This window comes from Streptococcus suis, from assembly GCA_024583055.1.
GTDB classification, from domain to species: Bacteria; Bacillota; Bacilli; order Lactobacillales; family Streptococcaceae; genus Streptococcus; species Streptococcus suis_V.
Window position 1 is genome coordinate 2,104,697 of sequence record CP102145.1, and the last position, 18,469, is coordinate 2,123,165.

Below are 18,469 nucleotides of genomic sequence, written 5' to 3' on the forward strand. Positions count from 1 at the left end.
TTTAGTCTAATATTGGCTTGATAAAAATCCGTTCCTCCCCGAGTTCAATCAGTTCGACCTGATTGCCATAGAAGTCACCCAAAAGTTCAGGCGTCAGGATTTTCTCCTTTGGTCCTTGGGTCAAAACCTTGCCTTCCTTGAGCAGGAGGACATGGCTGAAGTTGCTGGTGATTTCCTCCGCATGGTGGGTCACAAAGATGATAGCAGGCGCCGTCGGTAGCTGACAGATATGGTCGATATGCTGGAGTAGGCGCTCACGAGCCAAGAGGTCCAGACCAACCGTTGCCTCGTCCAAAATCAAAATTGCTGGATTTTCCATAAGACTGCGGGCAATCAACAGCAGCTGACGCTCCCCCTGCGACAGACTAGCATAGGTCCGCCCAATCAAATGCCCCGCACGAATTTCCCGCAACATGGCTGTGGCCTCATCGATTTCTGCCTGACCGTATTCCTTGTAAAGAATGGAGGACTTATACTTTCCTGTCAGGACAATCTGCTCTGCCGTCAGGTCGATAGGAAAACGTTCGGCTAGAAAGGAGCCAACCACACCGATTTTTGTACGGAGGCTGGGGATGTCCCCTCTGCCAAATTCAACTCCGAGAACAGTCAGGTCCCCAGACGATTTCCAAAATTCTGCCATGAGAATGCGTAGCAGTGTAGATTTTCCAGCCCCGTTGAGACCCAGGATGGCCCAGCGCTCACCTTCCTTGAATTCCCAGTTGATGTCCTCTAGTAAGTTTTTACCCTGTCTGCGGTAGCTGACATTTTTCATTGAAATAATCATAACCCTTCTCCTCATCTTTTTGACTATTTTACCACAGAATGAAAGGTTCAGCACATTTCTAGCAAATTTTAGAAATTGTGGTATAATAGGAATGCTATAACTTTTATTTTAGGAGACATTCATATCATGGAAGACCCCGGTAGTCAGACCATTTACATTCAATTACTTGTTTTGCTCTTGTTGACCCTGCTCAACGCCTTTTTCTCGGCTTCAGAGATGGCCCTGGTGTCACTCAACCGCTCTCGTGTGGAGCAGAAGGCAGCCGAGGGGGAGAAGAAGTACATTCGCCTGGTTTCCGTCTTGGAAAATCCAAATAACTTCTTATCGACCATACAAGTCGGCATCACCTTCATCTCCATTCTTTCGGGTGCAAGTTTGGCTAGTGATTTAGGTGCGATTTTGGCCCAGTGGCTGGGCGATTCGGCTACAGCTCAGACAGTTGGCTATTGGTTGGCTCTGGCACTTTTGACTTTTATTTCCATTGTCCTTGGTGAGCTTTATCCCAAGCGGATTGCCATGAATATGAAGGAAAATCTAGCAGTTGTGACGGCTCCTGTCATTATTTTTCTTGGCAAGATTGTCAGCCCCTTTGTCTGGCTGCTTTCAGCTGCGACTAACCTGATTAGCCGTATCACGCCTATGAATTTTGATGATGCGGATGACCAGATGACCCGTGACGAGATTGAGTACATCTTGACCAAGAGCGAGCAGACCTTGGATGCGGAAGAAATCGAGATGCTGCAGGGGATTTTCAATCTGGACGAGCTCATGGCCCGTGAGGTTATGGTTCCTCGTACCGATGCTTTCATGGTGGATATTGATGATGAAATTGACGCCATTATGGCTGAAATTCTCAAGCAAAACTTTTCTCGTATCCCAGTCTACGAAGGCGATAAGGACAATGTGATTGGCCTGATTCATACAAAGAAAATCTTGGCGGAAGGCTTTACCAACGGCTTTGATAATCTCAAGATTCGCCGCATCATGCAAGAACCTCTCTTCGTACCGGAGACAATTTTTGTGGATGATTTGCTCAAGGCCCTTCGCAATACCCAAAACCAAATGGCTATTTTGCTGGACGAATACGGTGGCGTTGCTGGTCTTGCTACCTTGGAAGACCTTCTGGAAGAAATTGTCGGTGAAATCGATGATGAGACCGATAAGACAGAAGTCTTTGTCCGTGAAATTGCAGACAATACCTTTATCGTTCAGGGGAATATGACCCTCAACGACTTCAATGAACATTTTGATATGGAGTTGGAGAGCGATGATGTGGATACCATTGCCGGCTATTATCTGACAGGTGTGGGTACCATTCCAAGCCAGGAGGAAAAAGTTTCCTTTGAGGTGGACAGCAAGGGCCACCACCTGGTTCTCAGCAATGATAAGGTGAAAAATGGTCGTGTGACCAAGCTGAAGATTCTTATCACACCGATTGAAGAAGATTCAAACGAGAAGGATTAGGAAACTAGTCCTTCTTTTTTTGCATTTTTATCGGAAATAGGCTAGACTAATAGCTTATTAAGAAACGTGGAGAAGTGCTATGAGAAATTTGGTTGTATTTTTGCATTCGTCAGTAGACGGCATGGTTGAGGGACCAAATGGTACCATGGATATTGGCTTTGTAGCTTATAATGAAGAATTGGAGGCGGTAGCCAATCAGGTCCTGTCTACTGTCGATACAATCCTGTGGGGACTCAAGACCTATGAGATGATGTATGGCTACTGGCCGACTATGCTGGACAATCCTGATGCTAGTGACCATGAGAGAAATCATGCTGCCTGGATTGAGAAGGTTGAAAAGTTGGTCTGCTCGACCAGCCTAGAGAAAGCAGGTTGGAACAATACGAGCTTGCTTAAAGGTGACATTGTTTGACAGTTGAAGCAGCTAAAAATGCAAGAAGGTGGAGATATTCTGGTCTTGGTGAGCTCACGTCTGGCTAAATTTCTCATGGAAGAAGGCCTAGTAGATGTATTGAAATTAAGCATTTCTCCTGTATCTTTCGGTGGTGGATTCCGTCTTTTGGAGGGGATTACAGCAGAATTTCAGCTTCAATAGAGCCAGGTTCTGAAGTCTGGCGTGCTGGCTGTGACTTATGAGATAAAATAAAAATCCTGAATATAGGATTTTAAATAAAATTTGGTAAAAAGAAGAGGCATCCCGATTGGAATGCCTTTTTCTACCGATTAAGCTAGCCTCTGGGACTATCTTAACGACGGATTTCTTTGATACGAGCTGCTTTACCTTGAAGAGCACGCAAGTAGTACAATTTAGCACGACGTACTTTACCGTAACGAACAACCTCAATCTTGTCAACACGTGGAGTGTGGATTGGGAATGTACGTTCAACACCTACACCACCAGAGATTTTACGTACAGTGTACATTTCTGAGATGCCTTGGCCTTTACGAGAGATAACAACACCCTCGAAAATCTGGATACGTTCGCGGTTACCTTCGACAACCTTAGCGTGAACACGTACAGTGTCACCAGGACGGAAAGAAGGGATGTCAGTGCGAAGTTGACCTTCTGTCAAACTTTGGATCAATGGATTCATTTTTTTCTCCTATCTTTGTCAATCATAGGTGCTTTTAAACCCAGCGGATAAACTGTATTTTTGTGCGTCCATTACACACGAAAAATATTCTACCTTATTTTGATAGATTTGTAAAGTAATATGCTGGATCTTAGAAAAAAGTGAAAGAAGGATGGGCTCGGTTTTGGGACAAATCATGAAAACGTATTATTTATATTTTCAAGGTAAATCCCAACCTTTCTCTCGGGTTTGTGTTATACTGGATAAGTTGCAAGTCTGATGTCGGCTCGTTCGCGACCGATAGAATGTATTGTTACAAAAAAAGCCGTATAAGACAGCTTCGCACTGTCTTGTTAGAAAAGAGAAAACATTGAAATTTACAGATTTACAGTTGTCAGAAGACATTTTGCTTGCCGTTGAGAAGGCGGGGTTTGAAACACCATCACCTATCCAAGAGCAGACCATTCCGCTTGCTCTTGAAGGCAAAGATGTGATTGGTCAGGCACAGACAGGTACAGGGAAAACTGCAGCTTTTGGTCTGCCAACCCTCAACAAGATTGATATCGACAATCAAGCTGTCCAAGCCTTGATTATTGCCCCAACACGTGAGTTGGCGGTGCAAAGTCAGGAAGAACTCTTCAAATTTGGTCGTGAAAAGGGTGTAAAAGTTCGCTCTGTTTACGGCGGTTCTAGCATTGAAAAACAAATCAAGGCCCTCCGTTCAGGTGCCCATATCGTAGTCGGTACACCAGGTCGTCTCTTGGACTTGATTAAGAGAAAGGCTCTCAAGCTTGACGGTGTTGAAACCCTCATTCTTGACGAAGCGGATGAAATGCTCAATATGGGCTTCTTGGATGATATTGAAGCCATCATAGAACGTGTGCCAGCAAGTCGCCAGACCCTTCTATTTTCTGCGACCATGCCTGAGCCAATCAAGCGTATCGGTGTCAAGTTCATGAAAGAGCCTGAGCACGTTAAAATTGCGGCCAAGGAATTGACCAACGTCAACGTGGATCAATACTATATCCGTGTCAAAGAGAATGAAAAATTTGACACCATGACTCGCCTCATGGATGTTGATCAGCCAGAATTGTCTATCGTCTTCGGTCGTACCAAACGCCGTGTCGATGAATTGACTCGTGGACTCAAACTGCGTGGTTTCCGTGCGGAAGGGATTCACGGAGATTTGGATCAAAATAAACGCCTGCGTGTTATCCGCGATTTCAAGGGAGATCAAATTGATGTTCTCGTTGCGACAGACGTTGCAGCGCGTGGATTGGATATTTCAGGTGTGACACATGTCTACAACTACGATATTCCACAAGACCCTGAAAGTTACGTACACCGTATCGGTCGTACAGGTCGTGCTGGCCAGTCTGGTCAATCGATCACCTTTGTTTCGCCAAATGAAATGGGTTACTTGGCTATCATCGAAGATTTGACCAAGAAGCGTATGAAGGGGCTCAAGCCTGCGACAGCTGAAGAGGCATTTGAAGCCAAGAAAAAAGTTGCTCTGAAAAAGATTGAGCGTGACTTCGCAGACGAGGCTATTCGTGGAAACTTTGATAAGTTTAAGAAAGACGCAGTTAAGTTGGCGGCCGAATTTACCCCTGAAGAGCTTGCTCTATATGTACTCAGCCTGACCGTACAAGATCCAGATAGCTTGCCAGAAGTGGAAATCGCGCGTGAAAAACCACTGCCATTCAAGTTTGCTCCTGGTCAAGCCAAGGGCAAGGGTGGACGTGGAGGTCGCGACCGTGATCGTGGTGGCCGTCGTGACGGTGACCGAAATCGTGATCGTGGAGGACGCCGTGGAGACCGCAACCGTCGCGAAGACAAGTTCAAACGTGACAACCGCCGTCAAGACAACAAAAAACCACACCAACGCACCTCAAGTGAAAAGCAAACAGGCTTTGTAATTCGCAATAAGGGTGAGAGATAAAGTTGAAACTGCTTCCTAATTGGAGCAGTTTTTGTTATACTAGAAGTAGTAAAACAGGAGGGTTGACCATGGGCATTTTGACAATGGATAAAGCCTTTGTATTCTAAAAAACAATACAAAGGAGAAAGACATGATTACTTACAAACAAAATCCTCAACTCGACTTTCAAGCAGTCATTGAAATCTATGATTCAGTTGGTTGGACAAATTATACTGACCGGCCTACCATGTTACAGAAGGCCTTGGAACATAGTCTGCTCGTTCTTGCGGCCTTTGACGGTGACCGTCTAGTGGGTCTCTTGCGAGCAGTTGGTGACGGGCAATCAATCGTTTTTATTCAGGACATCTTGGTTCTGCCAACCTATCAACGACAAGGGATTGGGCGTCATCTTTTGGAACAGGTCATTGCCTATTTCCCAGGTATTTATCAGCTTCATCTCTTGACGGACAATACTGAGAAAACACGGTCTTTTTATGAGGAACTTGGCTTTACAGCTGTTGAAAGATTGGACTGTGTTGCTTATACTTATGTAAAATTAAGAACAATTTAGAAATGGAGAGGCTGGTCGACCAGCCTCTTGCTTTGAGCAGATAATTTGAATTTCAAATCAAAAAGAGTAGAATATAATTATCAATAGTTAGTAACACGGAGAAAAACAATGGCAAGTCTATTAATCGTAAAAGCCCACCCACTTGATGCCCAAAAATCCTACGCCTTACGAGCCTTGGAAGAGTTTCAAACTCGTTACGCCAGTTTGCACCCAGAAGATCAGATAGAAGTAGTGGATGTTTTTGAAGACCAGATTCCAGCCTTGGACAAATCCTTGTTAGCGGCTATGGGAGCAGCTAAAAAAGGCGAGAATATTAGTCCTGAACAAGCAAAGCAATTGGACCGTTACAATGCCTTGACCCAGCAATTTCTTGCAGCTGATAAGATTGTCGTCGTCAATCCTCTCTGGAATCTCAATGTGCCAAGTCAGTTGGTATCTTGGGTCAATACCATCAATGTAGCAGGCCTGACCTTTAAGTATGGTTCAGAAGGCTCTATCGGTTTGGTCAAGGACAAAAAGCTCCTGCACATCCAGTCCAATGGTGGTGTTTATGCAGGTCAGGATCCAGCTGCCCAGTACATCAAGTCTATCTTTGAATTTTTAGGCTTTGAAGATATTCATCAAGTCTTTATCGAAGGGCAATCGGCTGATCCGAGCCAGGCTCAGGCTATTTTTGAAGAGGCAATGGCTAAAATTGATCGGATTTTAGAAAGATTTTAAACCAAAACCTCGACCTATTTGGGTCGAGGTTTTTTTGTCATTTCTGCGATGTAGTCTAACTTGCTCTGCCGACTGCGTTTCTTAAACAAAGCCTCGGCAGACATGGCTTCCTGCTTGCTGGAAAAGGCTTCTTGGTAGACCAGGCTGACAGGCAAGCGTGCGCGGGTGTACTTGGCCCCTTTCCCACGATTATGGGTAGCAAGCCGCTTCTCCACATCAGTCGTATAGCCAGTATAAAGACTCCCGTCGGCACATTCCAAGACATAAAAGTAGGCCTTATTTTCCATAATAAATCTCACGAATGGCAGAAGTGTAGTCGCCGTTTTCCTCATGGACAACCAGAGGTGGCAGGATGTGTAGCCCATCTACCGATCCGTCCTTGATCGCCTCAATCAGTAACATATTGGCCTCCTTGCTGGCCTTGGGATAGACAAACTGGATGCGTTTGGGAGCTAGTTTGTAGGTTCTCAGCGTGTCCAAAATATCTAAAAATCGGTCGGGTCTGTGGACCATGGCCAAGCGACCATTGGACTTGAGCACCTGTTGGGCCACCTGACAAATGCTGTCTAGGTTGGTCGCAATCTCGTGTCTGGCTAGAAGATAATGCTCGCTTTCATTTAGGTTTGACTCTTTATCTACCTTGAAGTAGGGAGGATTGCAGAGCATCAAATCAACCTTGGACCGCAGATCATACTGGGGTAGATTTGCCAAGTCATCATTGATAACGGAAAGTTGTTCCTCCAGACCGTTGAGGACAATGGAACGGCGGTTCATATCCGCCAAGCGTTCCTGTAATTCAACCTGAATAATCTGGGCCTTGGTGCGTGTAGAGGCAAAGAGCCCCACCGCCCCATTTCCGCTACAAAGATCAACAATTAGCCCCTTCTGAGCAGGCATTTTTGGAAAGCGAGAGAGGAGGACGCTGTCAATCGAGTAGCTAAAAACCTCCCGATTTTGAATAATCTGAACATCTGTCGAGAAGAGCTGGTCAATCCGCTCTCCGTCTAATAAAACTGGATTGTGCATGAGATTATTATAGCATATCGCAGGCTGTTTAGGTGGAGAAGGAAATACGGAGGTCTAGATTTTTCTTTCAAATGGATTTTTTAAAACAAGTTTGTTTACAATTGTAGTCAATTGTTGTACAATATAATTACAAATGTAGTCAAAGGAGAAATTCTATGAAAAAAATGACCCTGCCTGTTCAAGGAATGACCTGTGCCACCTGTGCCTTGACGGTCGAGAAGGCTGTCGGGAAATTAGTAGGAGTAGAGGAAGCCAGCGTCAATTTGGCAACTGAAAAATTGAGTGTCAGTTTTGATGAAAATGTCTTGAGCCTTAGCGACATTGGTCATGCAGTTGAAAAGGCTGGTTATGGCTTGGTCCGCAACCTTATCACAGAAACCTATGCTATTGAGGGCATGACCTGTGCTTCCTGTGCCATGACGGTAGAAAAGGCGCTAGGGAAACTGGCTGGTATGGAAGAAGTGGCTGTCAATCTGGCAACGGAAAAGGCAACGATGACATATGACAAGGATCGCTTAGATGCAGCTGCGATTCTGTCTGCCGTTGAAAAAGCTGGCTACAAGGCTGTCTTGCCACAAACAAATTCGCTTGTTACAGCTGTCGATAGTAAGGAACAACATCAATCAGATTTGTGGTCCCGTTTTATCTGGTCAACTGTGTTCACCCTGCCCTTACTCTATATCGCCATGGGGCCAATGTTACCGGGTGGTGGTTTACCTTTACCTGCCTTTCTTCATCAACCCTTGACTTTCGCCTTGGTTCAACTATTTCTGACTCTGCCGGTCATGTATATTGGGCGCGCCTTCTATCAAAAAGGTTTTAAGACACTGTTTGCAGGCCATCCCAATATGGACAGCTTGATTGCGGTGGGAACTAGCGCAGCTCTTGTGCAAGGTCTGATTATGACGGTTCTGATTGCGAGAGGTCAGGCGGATCTGTCGCATGGGCACCCCGAGCTCTATTTCGAGTCTGCCGCTGTGATTTTAACCTTGATTACCCTTGGGAAACACATGGAGGCCCTGTCCAAAGGATGGACGTCCGATGCCATCAAGAAATTGATGAACCTAGCTCCTAAGACAGCCAGACTAATCCGCGACGGGCAAGAAATCACCCTTCCCTTGGAACAAGTCCAAGTTGGGGATGTCTTGCAGGTCCGTCCGGGTGAACAAATTCCAGTTGACGGAAAAGTTCTCCAAGGTCAATCGACCGTGGATGAGTCTATGCTGACGGGAGAAAGTTTGCCGGTCAAAAAAGCAGTCGGTGATAGCGTAGTGGGTGCCACACTCAATCAGCATGGTGCCTTTCAAATGCAAGCGACCAAGGTTGGAGCAGATACGACTCTGGCACAAATTATTCGGCTGGTCGAAGAGGCACAGGGTTCTAAAGCGCCCATTGCCCAGCTGGCTGACCGTGTTTCAGCGGTTTTTGTGCCGATTGTTATGGTCCTGGCCCTCCTATCTGGGTTAGCATGGTGGACCTTGGGGCAAGAGCCTTGGATTTTCTCTCTTTCCATCACTATTTCAGTGCTGGTCATTGCCTGTCCTTGTGCTCTGGGGCTTGCGACACCGACGGCTATTATGGTCGGGACTGGTAAGGGGGCGGAAAATGGTCTCCTCTTTAAGTCTGGTCAAGCCGTTGAGGTCCTTCAAAAGGTCAACACCATCGTTTTCGACAAGACGGGAACCATTACCCAAGGCAAACCTCAAGTGACGGACATGACAGTTTTCAGTTCTGCCACTGAGGAAGAAGTTCTCCAGCTGGCAGCAAGTGCGGAGCAATACTCTGAGCATCCGCTGGCTCAAGCCCTGCTCAAATCCGCAGAGGACGCTGGATTATCTCTTCTCCCTAGTCAGGATTTCCAAGCCCTTTCCGGTCGCGGTTTGTCGGTGAAAATAGCAGAGCAGACTATTTTGTTGGGCAATGAAAAGCTGATGAAGGAGTCTGGGATTGCGCTTGGCTCTGCCATTGCGACAGCAGAAACCTACGCCAACCAAGCCAAGACGCCTGTCTATCTGGCAGCAGACGGACACTTGTTGGTAGTCATTGCCATTGCTGACCAAGTAAAACCATCCAGTCACGCAGCCATCCAGGCTTTGCACCAGATGGGATTGGAAGTGGTCATGCTGACAGGGGACAATGAGAAAACAGCTCAGGCCATTGCTGACCAAGTGGGAATTGACACCGTCATCAGCCAAGTCTTGCCAGAGGATAAGGCCAATCAGGTCAAGCTCCTACAAGCCCAAGGCAAGCAGGTAGCTATGGTCGGAGACGGCATCAATGATGCTCCTGCCTTGGCCCAAGCCGAGGTTGGTATTGCCATTGGTTCTGGTACTGATGTCGCTATCGAAACGGCAGACTTGGTTCTCATGCACAGTGATTTGATGGATGTTCCTAAGGCTGTTCGACTGAGCCAATTGACCATGAAAACCATCAAGCAAAATCTCTTCTGGGCCTTTGCCTACAATGTCATCGGCATTCCGATTGCCATGGGCCTCCTCCATCTCTTCGGCGGTCCCCTTCTCAATCCAATGCTGGCTGGAGCAGCCATGGCCCTCAGCTCTGTATCTGTCCTGCTCAATGCCCTGCGTTTGCGGACCAGAAAATTGATTTAAGCAAATTTGTGTCAATCTCTACATCTTTAGTCAAATTAGTGGTAATTTTTTCAAAAAACGCTTACAATGGGTATAGCAATCGGAAGGAGATTGAAAATGACGACATTTATTGGAAAAGAAGTGACCCTAGTAGGTCCACGTTTGCAGGTTGGTGACAAGGCGCCTGACTTTGTCCTCATGGACAATGAACTCAATCTCAAGAGTCTCAAGGACTATGGCAAGAAGACTAAGATTATCAGCGTCGTGCCGTCCATTGATACAGGTATTTGTGATACCCAGACCCGCCGTTTCAATGAAGAGCTGGCTGGCAAGGAAGACACAGTGGTTATCACGGTTTCTGTCGACCTGCCATTTGCCCAAAAGCGTTGGTGTGGAAATTCTGGTCTGGAGTCTGCAGTGACCCTGTCCGACTATTATGACCATGCCTTTGGAAAATCCTATGGTCTTCTCATGCAGGAGTGGAACCTCTTGGCGCGTGCGGTCTTTGTCCTCAATGCCGACAATGAAATCACCTACGTAGAATACCTGGATAATGTCAACGAACACCCAGACTATGAAGCGGCTTTGGAGGCTGTTAAATAAAAGAATATATCGGTGCCGGAACAGGCATCGTTTTTTTAACGCTTTAATTATCCTGCTAGAAATTTATTGTGAAGATAGGTTGTGATAAGAGGGGATGTTCATGATTTAGGATGAAACGAAGAGATAACATACATATTCTGATATAGATTTTATAAATAATATGCAAATGGATATTTTTATTGTCTTTAAAATTCATAAGTGCTAGAATAGTTGTATAATACGAGTGAGGTAACAACAATGACTATACAACTAGGCTCTAGGTTAAAACAAAAAAGAAAAGAGATGAAATTATCTCAGAAAGAATTGGCAGAAGGTGTATGTAAACAAGGTCAAATTAGTAGAATTGAGAGTGGCGCTTATACTCCTGGTTCTGAGTTGCTTTTTGAATTATCAAAGAAACTAAATGTTTCAATGAATTACTTTTTTGAAGACACTGTTTCTGAGCAGAAAGAGGAGTTAGCAGAATTCAAAACTGTTGTACGAAATTTCTTAGTCCATAGAGACTACCAAGGACTACGATATGTTTATGAATTGGAGTCTAATAATAAACATCGTTTATCGGTAGCAAATCAATTATACTTAGAGTGGATAGGTGGATTAGTCGATTTTTATTTTTATGATAAAAAGGAGGAAGCTATATCTAAAATGGAATATCTACTTGAACAATTGGAGAGTTCTAATTTATTTTTTTTACAAGTATCAAATACACTCCTAAATTTTTATTTTGATGTTAATGATGGAGAATTATTTGATGTACAATTTGAAAGACTGACAGAAAAAACGGATAATTTTCAACCTATCACGATTGAAGAATTGGAATTAAAAATTAAACTTCAATATAACATTTCACGTTACCTGTGGCTAAAGAAGGATTACATCCAAGCTATAGCTAGCATCACAACGGCCATCGAATTTTGTAGGTCACACAGGAGCTATTATTCCTTACCCGATTTATTTTGTTTACTAGGTAATGTCCATGAAGAACTTGGAAATACAGAGAGTGCGAAACAACATTTTCGTCAGGCATATTTTTTATATAAATTGGATGCTAACCGTCAAATGGAATTGAATCTGGAGCGATATATAGAAGAAGACAAAATCTAGGAATCCCAATGACCTAAAGATTGGCAAGAGTTGATAGTAGATAAGTATATATTTAAACGCAGGGAATCAGCCAATTTGCTAACATGATTTCTGCGTTTTTAATTTGCAAAATTCTTTTAATTATACTGCTAAAAATACATATTCGAATATAATTTTAAAAAATATGAATTTTTTATTTTTTATATTGACAAGATAAAAGAGTTATGATAAACTACAAATGAAAGGGGTTACAAAAATGAAAAAGAAAGATTATATTAAAATTGTTCAACTTTTAATTTTGCTTTTAACCTTATTGATTTTTATTAATAATAAAGTGATTTTGAACGGAATTGATCCAGGTGCCTTAAATATTTACTTTAAATAGGGTTAGGATGGTGAGGTAGTATGAAGCAAAGGTGTTATTTTATTTGGTTAATGGGAATAGTTGCCCTTTTTATAATAGGCCTTTGTGTGAAAATGTATGAGGATAAAGGTAATACTACTTCTCAAGTACAAGAAGTTGCTATTCGGGAAGTTGAGAAAGAATTTGTGCAATATAAGGAAATTTGGGAAGGAACTACATTCCCAACACTTTCGGTAAGAGATAAAGAGGAGCAGACGATTGTATTTACATCAGAATTAAAGAAACCAAAATTATATGTTATGTGGGCTAGTTGGTGTTCAGATTGTCAAAGAGAGCTACCAGTAATTGAAAAAATCTATAGTACTTATAAGGATGATATTGACTTTGTTTTAATTGATTTAGTTGGTTTTCGTGATGAAACAGTTGAAAAAGCTCTAAACTATTATAATGACAATAAGTTTACTTTTCCTATTTATTTTGACGTGGATCAAACTGTGGTTAATAGTTTAGAATTAAAAGCTATACCAACGCTTTATTTTGTAAATTCTAACAATCAAATTGAAAAAATATTCATTGAGACGGTTGATGAGGATTCTTTGAATAGAGAAATTTCTAAATTGGCTAATAGTTAGTTTTCAATTTTAAAAAGTGACAGCATATCAATAAAGAGGAGACAGTATCATGAAAAAACTTACTAAATTACAAAAAATGTTTATAGTAGCTGGTCGTTTTTGCATTATCGGATTTCCAGGTGGTGGTGGATTCCTTTGTTGGGATTAATAAAAATTAGTTAATAAAATAAGAGGTGTGCCATGAGAAAATTGAATATGGAAGAAAAAACAAAAATAACAGCTGGTCAAATTTGTCTATACTATTGGTATGGAATCGGTTTCCTTTGCTGGGATTAGTTTACATGGTTCCGTTCACCAAATAATTTAATAACTTGACTGGTCGATAGTTTGTCACTTTTCTATCGACTTTTCTTTTTAGGAGGTTGCTATGGCAAATACATTATTAAATGTTACAGCAGTATCCAAAACTTACGGAAAGCAAAAAGTTTTAGATAATATTAGTTTTGATATTAACTGTAGAGAAATTTGTGGTCTAGTGGGAGAAAATGGTGCTGGAAAGACTACTTTAATTCGAATTCTTGCAGGATTGATTTCGAGTAATTCTGGTGAAATAAGCGGTTTAGAGAGTCAAGCTGTTTCCTGTATAGTAGAATCACCTGCTCTGTATCCCCATTTATCTGCAGGCGACAATCTTCGTGTTCAAATGATAGGTTTAGGAATCGGAGCGGATAAAGACAAAGTCAAAAATCTATTACGTATGGTTGGACTTGAGGGTGTAGACTCTAAGAAAAAAGTGAAAGATTTTTCTCTTGGAATGAAGCAACGTTTAGCAATTGCACTAGCGATTTGTGATTGGCCCAAACTACTTATATTAGATGAGCCAATAAATGGTCTGGACCCTGTAGGAATTAAGGAAATTCGTGAGATTCTTCTGCTTTTGAAAAATGAGTATCGTATGACCATTCTAGTTTCAAGTCATATCTTGTCTGAATTAGACTTGCTAGTTGATAAGTATATTATCATGAGCAAAGGAAAAGTGTTGCAAATAATCCAAAAAGATGCCTTGCAAAACCTACTCCAAACCAAACGGATCGTTAGAGTGGATAAGGAGTATGAAGCGCTTGAAGTGTTACTTTCCGAGGGAATTGAGGCGATAGTGACCGACGAAGGAATAGAGCTTTCAGAAATTGGGAAATCGACCAGCTGGATTATTGATTGCTTACGGAAAAAAGGTATTCAAATTGAGGAAATCATTAAATTTCAACCGAGTTTTGAATCCTATTATCTATCTTTGATTACAAGAGAGGAGGTTCCTCATGTTCCATAAAGTGAAATCAGACTTTTATAGGATATGGAAAGAAAGGAGTTTAATTTTTCCAGTCTCTCTGGTGATTCTTTTAGGAGTACTCTTCGCTTATCTGATGAGAGAAACTGATGGACAAGGAGGTATTACGATTATTTTATCTTCAGTGGCAGGGTTTATTCCTCTATTCTTCTCAAGTGCTTGTAATCTAGTCTGGGGAGAAGAATTTACCAATCGCACCATTAATCATGCAATCATAAAAAGCTCCTCTCGTTTTTCAGTTTACTTTTATAAATTGTTTGAAACCTTGTCCCTGTGTTTTGCATATATGCTTTTACTATTTTTTACAGTAATTGTATGTAGAATTTTTTTGAATGGACAAGTAGATGTGGGTGATGCATTTGACCTGCTCATTAAGCAGTTGCCATTTCATCTCTGTTTTTCGCTACTATGTCTGTTTATTTTTCAGTATGTAGATAAGATTTATCAAGCCTACCTTATTTATACCATGATTGTCTTGATGTTTGATAATTTAGTCTCGTATGTAACAACAAGTCTCTTGGCAAATGATGTCTTTTCTCATTTCTTTCTTTTTAATCAGGTAAAGTTAATCACTAATCAAACAGAATTTTTTACTCCGTCTAGTCTGATTGCATTGATATTTAGTGTTGTCTATTTATTGAGTTCGTACTTACTTTTTTCTAGTAGGGAGTTTAAATAGTTTAAGGAGGGCACTTGTAATGAAAAAAATAATTCCATTTTTCATTTTAATCATTACTTTTTTAGGAGTTGCGATTTACCTAAGTTTAGAGAGTGACAAAACAGATGTAGAGATTGCTAAGTCTTGGACTGTAACAAGCAAAGAAATTAATACGATTGAAATCTATGGTAGTGAGCAGCCTTTTGAACTTGAAATTGTGGAAACTGAGCAAGAAGTGACGACGATTAGTTTGACAGGGAAAATTTCTGAAGCAGCAATGTCAACACTTGAGAAGGCAGATATTAGTGAAAACGATGCTTACATACCATTGGGTAAAAAGGGTTTTAAGTTAGTTACCGTAGCAAGTGGGAAGAGTAGTTTAAAAGCAAAAATTGAATTGGCAAAGGGTGCTACTTTTAAAGAAGTTTATGTTGATACATGGAACGGTACTGTAGATATTACTCTGCCTAGAAGTTACGATGGAAGTTATGATGTCAAGTTGAATAGCGGGGCGAAGTTACTAGAAGTTCCTGAAGAAGGAGCTAATAAGGCAAGTATCCTCAAAATAGATGCCTATGCCGATGTTAGCATCAGAAAGGGTGATTAGGATGATTACTCATCATAAACAGGTATCCATGTTGGATTGTGGCTTGGCTTGTATCAAGACGGTCTTGTCTTATTATGATATATTTCCAGAGAATATTGACACAATTTTTGATGTAAAAAATGATCAAGGTATGTCCTTGTTAGATATTGAAGAGACTTTGAGTCAATTCCATATAAAATCTGATTCATTTCAAGTGGAGCAGGTGGAAAAATTAAAACAGCTAGAATTCCCAGCTATTGCAGTTGTAAACAGAGGCGGGTTATCGCACTATATTGTTTTACTGGGCTATAATGAAGGTTCTTTCACCATGTCTGACCCCGAGCAAGTATCTTTTAGTCATATAAGTTTTAATGACTTTTTGTCGCAATTTTCAGGAATTGTTCTAATACCAACTGGAAATAAAAAGATATTGCCAAAGTTTGAAAGTATCATCAAAAATGGAGATAAGGTAGATCTATATCGTAAGTTTATTGGAACTATACCTAGAGCACAGAAAATCACTTTGTGGTGCTATGGTATTCTAAAGCTTGTCTTACCAATTATGATGTCATTGGTGCTTCAATTTATAGTCGGTAATATTTTTTCGATGCCTATTAATAATCAAATTTTCATCGTTGTAATTGTTTTATGCGGTTTATTAATTTTCAAATTGATTTCCAGCTTAGAGATAAAATTAAAAACTGAAATTGAAAACAAGCTCATGAGAGAGGTCTTATATGACTACTATGTCGATAAAATAGAGAAATTTGACACGACTAAAAATTATGATTATGTTATGGGATATTTTTGGAATTTATTATCTTCTATTTCAGGTATTTTTCAAAAATTCTATCTGAATATTTACATTTCAATTTTATTATTTTCCCTCGGAATATTAGGGTGTCTTGATTTTAAAATTTTTTTGGTGACACTTGTATCGCTTGTTTTCCTTTTTATCTATAACAGGTATCGGTTGATAGAAGTCGAAAATAATCAACGTAACATGGTTGCTAAAAGTTCAAATTTTACCTATTTGGTAGAAAGTTCTTTAGATGGTATTTATGATATTTTAACCTTTGATAAGGTTGATGATTTTAAGGAGGAATTTGAACGTAGAATTGATGAGTTGTTGCAAGTAAAATTAGATTCAGCTGTGTTAAACACAGAAATTGCGACATCTGTCCAACTATTTACAGTTTTTACAACTAGTTTTCTCTTATTATCTTCGCATTTATATTTTACAAGCTCATCCATACTCGTTTTTTCCAACATTGTATTATTGTTATTGTTACTATCAACTATTTTACAACCTCTTCTAACTAATTTGGTCTCTTACTACAAGTCAAAATATTCACTAGATTTTATTACTTTTGAAAACGCAATGATTGAGAAAGAAGTGGAAAATCAACGTATTGGTATTGACACAATTGAAATAATTGAATTAAAACAATTGTCTATCAAATTTGATGAAAAAGTTGTTTTTCAAAATTTATCCTTTACAATGGAAAAAGGAAATATTTATTTGATAGAAGGAGATAATGGGGCGGGTAAATCGACATTAATAAAAGTGTTGCAAGGTATTTTAAGTCCCACATCAGGTGAATTATGTTTAAATGAGAAAACGTTTGGAACTTTAAAATATACAGATATAACACAATATGTTAGTAGCTACTCAAACGAATATAGATTGTTTGCTGGAACAGTGATGCATAATATGTACTTTGATTTATTTACAAATTCTCATATAAATAAATTTGATTTCAATAGATTTTTAGGATTACATCATAATTATCAAGTAAATTCTCAAGGGAAAAATTTATCTTTGGGTCAGCAACAACGATTATTGATATTGAGAGCCATGGTCCAAAAAAATAAGCAGGTTTTTGTATTTGATGAGCCAACTAGTAATTTGGATGAGCAATCTAGAAAAGAATTTATACAGATGCTATTAGAATTAAAAGAATCAGGAAAAATAATTTGTATCATTTCACATGACAAGGATTTACAGTCAATTGCAACAGATACAATATGTCTAAGTAAGTAGTATTTGATTGAATTTGTACAAACTCATCCAGTTCTACGTAGAATACCTGGACAATGTCAACGAACACTCAGACTATGATGCGGCTTTGGAAGCTGTTAAATAAAAGAATATAACGGTGCCGGAACAGGCATCGTTTTTTTTGCTAGCAAAAAACCACCATTGTCGAGGTGGCTTATTTTAGCTTATATCTTTGTAGGACTTTAGCAGTTGCTAATCGGATAAAGGTCAGATAGCAACCTATCACTCCAGCCATTAGCAGCAGGAGTTTCTGTAATTCTTCCCTGATAGATATGGTAGATAGAGTATTTGTGCCGACTAGTAGAGGATAGTTTTCTTGGAAGGTAAATTGGAACTGATGTGCCAGTATAAGTAGCATGAACAGGATGAGAGCATAGATAGCAACTTGTAGGAGAAAAGCAAGTAAGGTCAGGCTAGTGGCATATTGACTAGGAGTTAGTCCGTTGATAAAGAGGAGACCACGATGTTTGGAAAGGTCGGTCATGAGGAGCCAGACTATCAAAGAGCAGATGACAAGGGGGATGATATAGATACTGGTAGGAAGAAGTTGCAAGAAGGTCATATAAAAGTCCTTGGGAGCAGTAGAGTAGTGAAAAGTAAGAGCTTGCTCTAGAACTTTTTTATAGACTGTGATACGTTCTGCCAGTTCGCCGCTCGTAAAATGATTGACTCTATTTCCCTTTGCCTCCCAGTTTTGCAAGGTCTGGTAGAGTTCTAACTCCGTTTCCAATACCTCCTGACTTTTTCCTTGGATATGTTCCTTTTCTAAGTAGGTGGTCGCCAGTTCCAAGAGTTTTTTATAATAATCCGTGCTTTCCTGGTCTAAGGCTTGGGCTTCATTACCGTCAGAGTACAAGAACATTTCAGCTTCTTTTTTGACTTGTATGATACGGGCTCGATCCTCAAAGCGCAGGTTTTCGGACTCTAGGACATTCCGATAGGACAGGGCAAATGGGATAAGGGCGATAGCGGTTATCAGGGATAGAAAAATAGCATTGCGTCTCAGTCGTAGGATGAAAAGGGACAGTAGCTTCATTGTCAGACCT

General features: G+C 40.8%; 18 protein-coding genes and 1 pseudogene. 14 read left to right on the plus strand and 5 right to left on the minus strand.

Going from position 1 to position 18,469, the window contains the following annotated elements; translation table 11 throughout:
• Nucleotide 1: 1 nt before the first annotated feature.
• Nucleotides 2-784 carry an ABC transporter ATP-binding protein gene (locus tag NQZ91_10590; GenBank protein ID UUM57760.1) on the minus strand — a complete coding sequence of 261 codons (783 nt, stop codon included), beginning with the start codon at nt 782-784 and terminating at the stop codon, nt 2-4.
• A 126-nt stretch (nt 785-910) separates the two neighbouring features.
• On the opposite strand from NQZ91_10590, the gene NQZ91_10595 reads away from it, so the two are divergent.
• The gene (locus NQZ91_10595; GenBank protein ID UUM57761.1) at nt 911-2,248 is read left to right on the plus strand and encodes a hemolysin family protein; all 1,338 of its coding nucleotides are present in this window, start codon (nt 911-913) and stop codon (nt 2,246-2,248) included.
• Between the two features lie 79 nt (nt 2,249-2,327).
• A pseudogene (locus NQZ91_10600) lies at nt 2,328-2,843 on the plus strand (dihydrofolate reductase family protein).
• Nucleotides 2,844-2,994: 151 nt separating this feature from the next.
• Here the strand turns inward: NQZ91_10600 and rplS are convergent.
• Nucleotides 2,995-3,342 (minus strand): 50S ribosomal protein L19, encoded by a 348-nt coding sequence (gene rplS, locus NQZ91_10605; GenBank protein UUM57762.1) that lies wholly within the window; start codon nt 3,340-3,342, stop codon nt 2,995-2,997.
• 349 nt (nt 3,343-3,691) lie between these two features.
• On the opposite strand from rplS, the gene NQZ91_10610 reads away from it, so the two are divergent.
• From NQZ91_10610 to NQZ91_10620, 3 genes are all read left to right on the plus strand, one after another.
• Nucleotides 3,692-5,263, plus strand: coding sequence for a DEAD/DEAH box helicase (locus NQZ91_10610; GenBank protein ID UUM57763.1), 1,572 nt, complete (start codon nt 3,692-3,694; stop codon nt 5,261-5,263).
• Nucleotides 5,264-5,393: 130 nt separating this feature from the next.
• The gene (locus NQZ91_10615; protein ID UUM57764.1) at nt 5,394-5,813 is read left to right on the plus strand and encodes a GNAT family N-acetyltransferase; all 420 of its coding nucleotides are present in this window, start codon (nt 5,394-5,396) and stop codon (nt 5,811-5,813) included.
• A 108-nt stretch (nt 5,814-5,921) separates the two neighbouring features.
• Nucleotides 5,922-6,533, plus strand: coding sequence for an NAD(P)H-dependent oxidoreductase (locus tag NQZ91_10620; GenBank protein UUM57765.1), 612 nt, complete (start codon nt 5,922-5,924; stop codon nt 6,531-6,533).
• Nucleotides 6,534-6,547: 14 nt separating this feature from the next.
• Here NQZ91_10620 and NQZ91_10625 read toward each other — a convergent pair whose 3' ends face one another.
• Together NQZ91_10625 and NQZ91_10630 are read right to left on the minus strand one after the other, a co-directional pair.
• A complete protein-coding gene (locus tag NQZ91_10625; protein ID UUM57766.1) occupies nt 6,548-6,820 on the minus strand; it encodes a GIY-YIG nuclease family protein in 273 nt (90 codons plus the stop codon).
• Nucleotides 6,810-7,559, minus strand: coding sequence for a tRNA1(Val) (adenine(37)-N6)-methyltransferase (locus NQZ91_10630; GenBank protein UUM57767.1), 750 nt, complete (start codon nt 7,557-7,559; stop codon nt 6,810-6,812). The genes NQZ91_10625 and NQZ91_10630 overlap by 11 nt, the downstream gene beginning before the upstream one ends.
• A 155-nt stretch (nt 7,560-7,714) precedes the next feature.
• On the opposite strand from NQZ91_10630, the gene NQZ91_10635 reads away from it, so the two are divergent.
• The 9 genes from NQZ91_10635 (at nt 7,715) to NQZ91_10675 (ending at nt 17,405) form a co-directional block, all read left to right on the plus strand.
• On the plus strand, nt 7,715-10,171 hold the full coding sequence (locus NQZ91_10635) for a heavy metal translocating P-type ATPase (protein UUM57768.1): 2,457 nt from the start codon (nt 7,715-7,717) through the stop codon (nt 10,169-10,171).
• Nucleotides 10,172-10,267: 96 nt separating this feature from the next.
• Complete coding sequence (gene tpx / locus NQZ91_10640) at nt 10,268-10,753, plus strand: thiol peroxidase (protein ID UUM57769.1); 486 nt, start codon at nt 10,268-10,270, stop codon at nt 10,751-10,753.
• Between the two features lie 237 nt (nt 10,754-10,990).
• Nucleotides 10,991-11,857: a helix-turn-helix transcriptional regulator gene (locus tag NQZ91_10645; GenBank protein UUM57770.1), complete on the plus strand. Its 867-nt coding sequence runs from the start codon at nt 10,991-10,993 to the stop codon at nt 11,855-11,857.
• A gap of 235 nt (nt 11,858-12,092) precedes the next feature.
• Nucleotides 12,093-12,221 (plus strand): hypothetical protein, encoded by a 129-nt coding sequence (locus NQZ91_10650; GenBank protein ID UUM57771.1) that lies wholly within the window; start codon nt 12,093-12,095, stop codon nt 12,219-12,221.
• A 20-nt stretch (nt 12,222-12,241) separates the two neighbouring features.
• Nucleotides 12,242-12,832, plus strand: coding sequence for a TlpA family protein disulfide reductase (locus tag NQZ91_10655; GenBank protein UUM57772.1), 591 nt, complete (start codon nt 12,242-12,244; stop codon nt 12,830-12,832).
• A 367-nt stretch (nt 12,833-13,199) separates the two neighbouring features.
• Nucleotides 13,200-14,099, plus strand: a complete 900-nt coding sequence (locus NQZ91_10660) for an ATP-binding cassette domain-containing protein (protein ID UUM57773.1) — start codon at nt 13,200-13,202, stop codon at nt 14,097-14,099.
• On the plus strand, nt 14,089-14,796 hold the full coding sequence (locus NQZ91_10665; GenBank protein ID UUM57774.1) for a hypothetical protein: 708 nt from the start codon (nt 14,089-14,091) through the stop codon (nt 14,794-14,796). The genes NQZ91_10660 and NQZ91_10665 overlap by 11 nt, the downstream gene beginning before the upstream one ends.
• 19 nt (nt 14,797-14,815) lie before the next feature.
• Nucleotides 14,816-15,382: a hypothetical protein gene (locus NQZ91_10670; GenBank protein UUM57775.1), complete on the plus strand. Its 567-nt coding sequence runs from the start codon at nt 14,816-14,818 to the stop codon at nt 15,380-15,382.
• A 1-nt stretch (nt 15,383) separates the two neighbouring features.
• A complete protein-coding gene (locus NQZ91_10675; protein UUM57776.1) occupies nt 15,384-17,405 on the plus strand; it encodes an ATP-binding cassette domain-containing protein in 2,022 nt (673 codons plus the stop codon).
• 172 nt (nt 17,406-17,577) lie between these two features.
• Here NQZ91_10675 and NQZ91_10680 read toward each other — a convergent pair whose 3' ends face one another.
• Nucleotides 17,578-18,459: a hypothetical protein gene (locus NQZ91_10680; GenBank protein ID UUM57777.1), complete on the minus strand. Its 882-nt coding sequence runs from the start codon at nt 18,457-18,459 to the stop codon at nt 17,578-17,580.
• Nucleotides 18,460-18,469: the final 10 nt, after the last annotated feature.

Bases quoted from the DNA above. Each gene is read 5' to 3' on its own strand.
- NQZ91_10590 (UUM57760.1), bottom strand. From the start codon at position 784: ATGATTATTTCAATGAAAAATGTCAGCTACCGCAGACAGGGTAAAAAC.
- NQZ91_10595 (UUM57761.1), top strand. From the start codon at position 911: ATGGAAGACCCCGGTAGTCAGACCATTTACATTCAATTACTTGTTTTG.
- rplS (UUM57762.1), bottom strand. From the start codon at position 3,342: ATGAATCCATTGATCCAAAGTTTGACAGAAGGTCAACTTCGCACTGAC.
- NQZ91_10615 (UUM57764.1), top strand. From the start codon at position 5,394: ATGATTACTTACAAACAAAATCCTCAACTCGACTTTCAAGCAGTCATT.
- NQZ91_10620 (UUM57765.1), top strand. From the start codon at position 5,922: ATGGCAAGTCTATTAATCGTAAAAGCCCACCCACTTGATGCCCAAAAA.
- NQZ91_10625 (UUM57766.1), bottom strand. From the start codon at position 6,820: ATGGAAAATAAGGCCTACTTTTATGTCTTGGAATGTGCCGACGGGAGT.
- NQZ91_10630 (UUM57767.1), bottom strand. From the start codon at position 7,559: ATGCACAATCCAGTTTTATTAGACGGAGAGCGGATTGACCAGCTCTTC.
- NQZ91_10635 (UUM57768.1), top strand. From the start codon at position 7,715: ATGAAAAAAATGACCCTGCCTGTTCAAGGAATGACCTGTGCCACCTGT.
- tpx (UUM57769.1), top strand. From the start codon at position 10,268: ATGACGACATTTATTGGAAAAGAAGTGACCCTAGTAGGTCCACGTTTG.
- NQZ91_10645 (UUM57770.1), top strand. From the start codon at position 10,991: ATGACTATACAACTAGGCTCTAGGTTAAAACAAAAAAGAAAAGAGATG.
- NQZ91_10650 (UUM57771.1), top strand. From the start codon at position 12,093: ATGAAAAAGAAAGATTATATTAAAATTGTTCAACTTTTAATTTTGCTT.
- NQZ91_10655 (UUM57772.1), top strand. From the start codon at position 12,242: ATGAAGCAAAGGTGTTATTTTATTTGGTTAATGGGAATAGTTGCCCTT.
- NQZ91_10660 (UUM57773.1), top strand. From the start codon at position 13,200: ATGGCAAATACATTATTAAATGTTACAGCAGTATCCAAAACTTACGGA.
- NQZ91_10665 (UUM57774.1), top strand. From the start codon at position 14,089: ATGTTCCATAAAGTGAAATCAGACTTTTATAGGATATGGAAAGAAAGG.
- NQZ91_10670 (UUM57775.1), top strand. From the start codon at position 14,816: ATGAAAAAAATAATTCCATTTTTCATTTTAATCATTACTTTTTTAGGA.
- NQZ91_10675 (UUM57776.1), top strand. From the start codon at position 15,384: ATGATTACTCATCATAAACAGGTATCCATGTTGGATTGTGGCTTGGCT.
- NQZ91_10680 (UUM57777.1), bottom strand. From the start codon at position 18,459: ATGAAGCTACTGTCCCTTTTCATCCTACGACTGAGACGCAATGCTATT.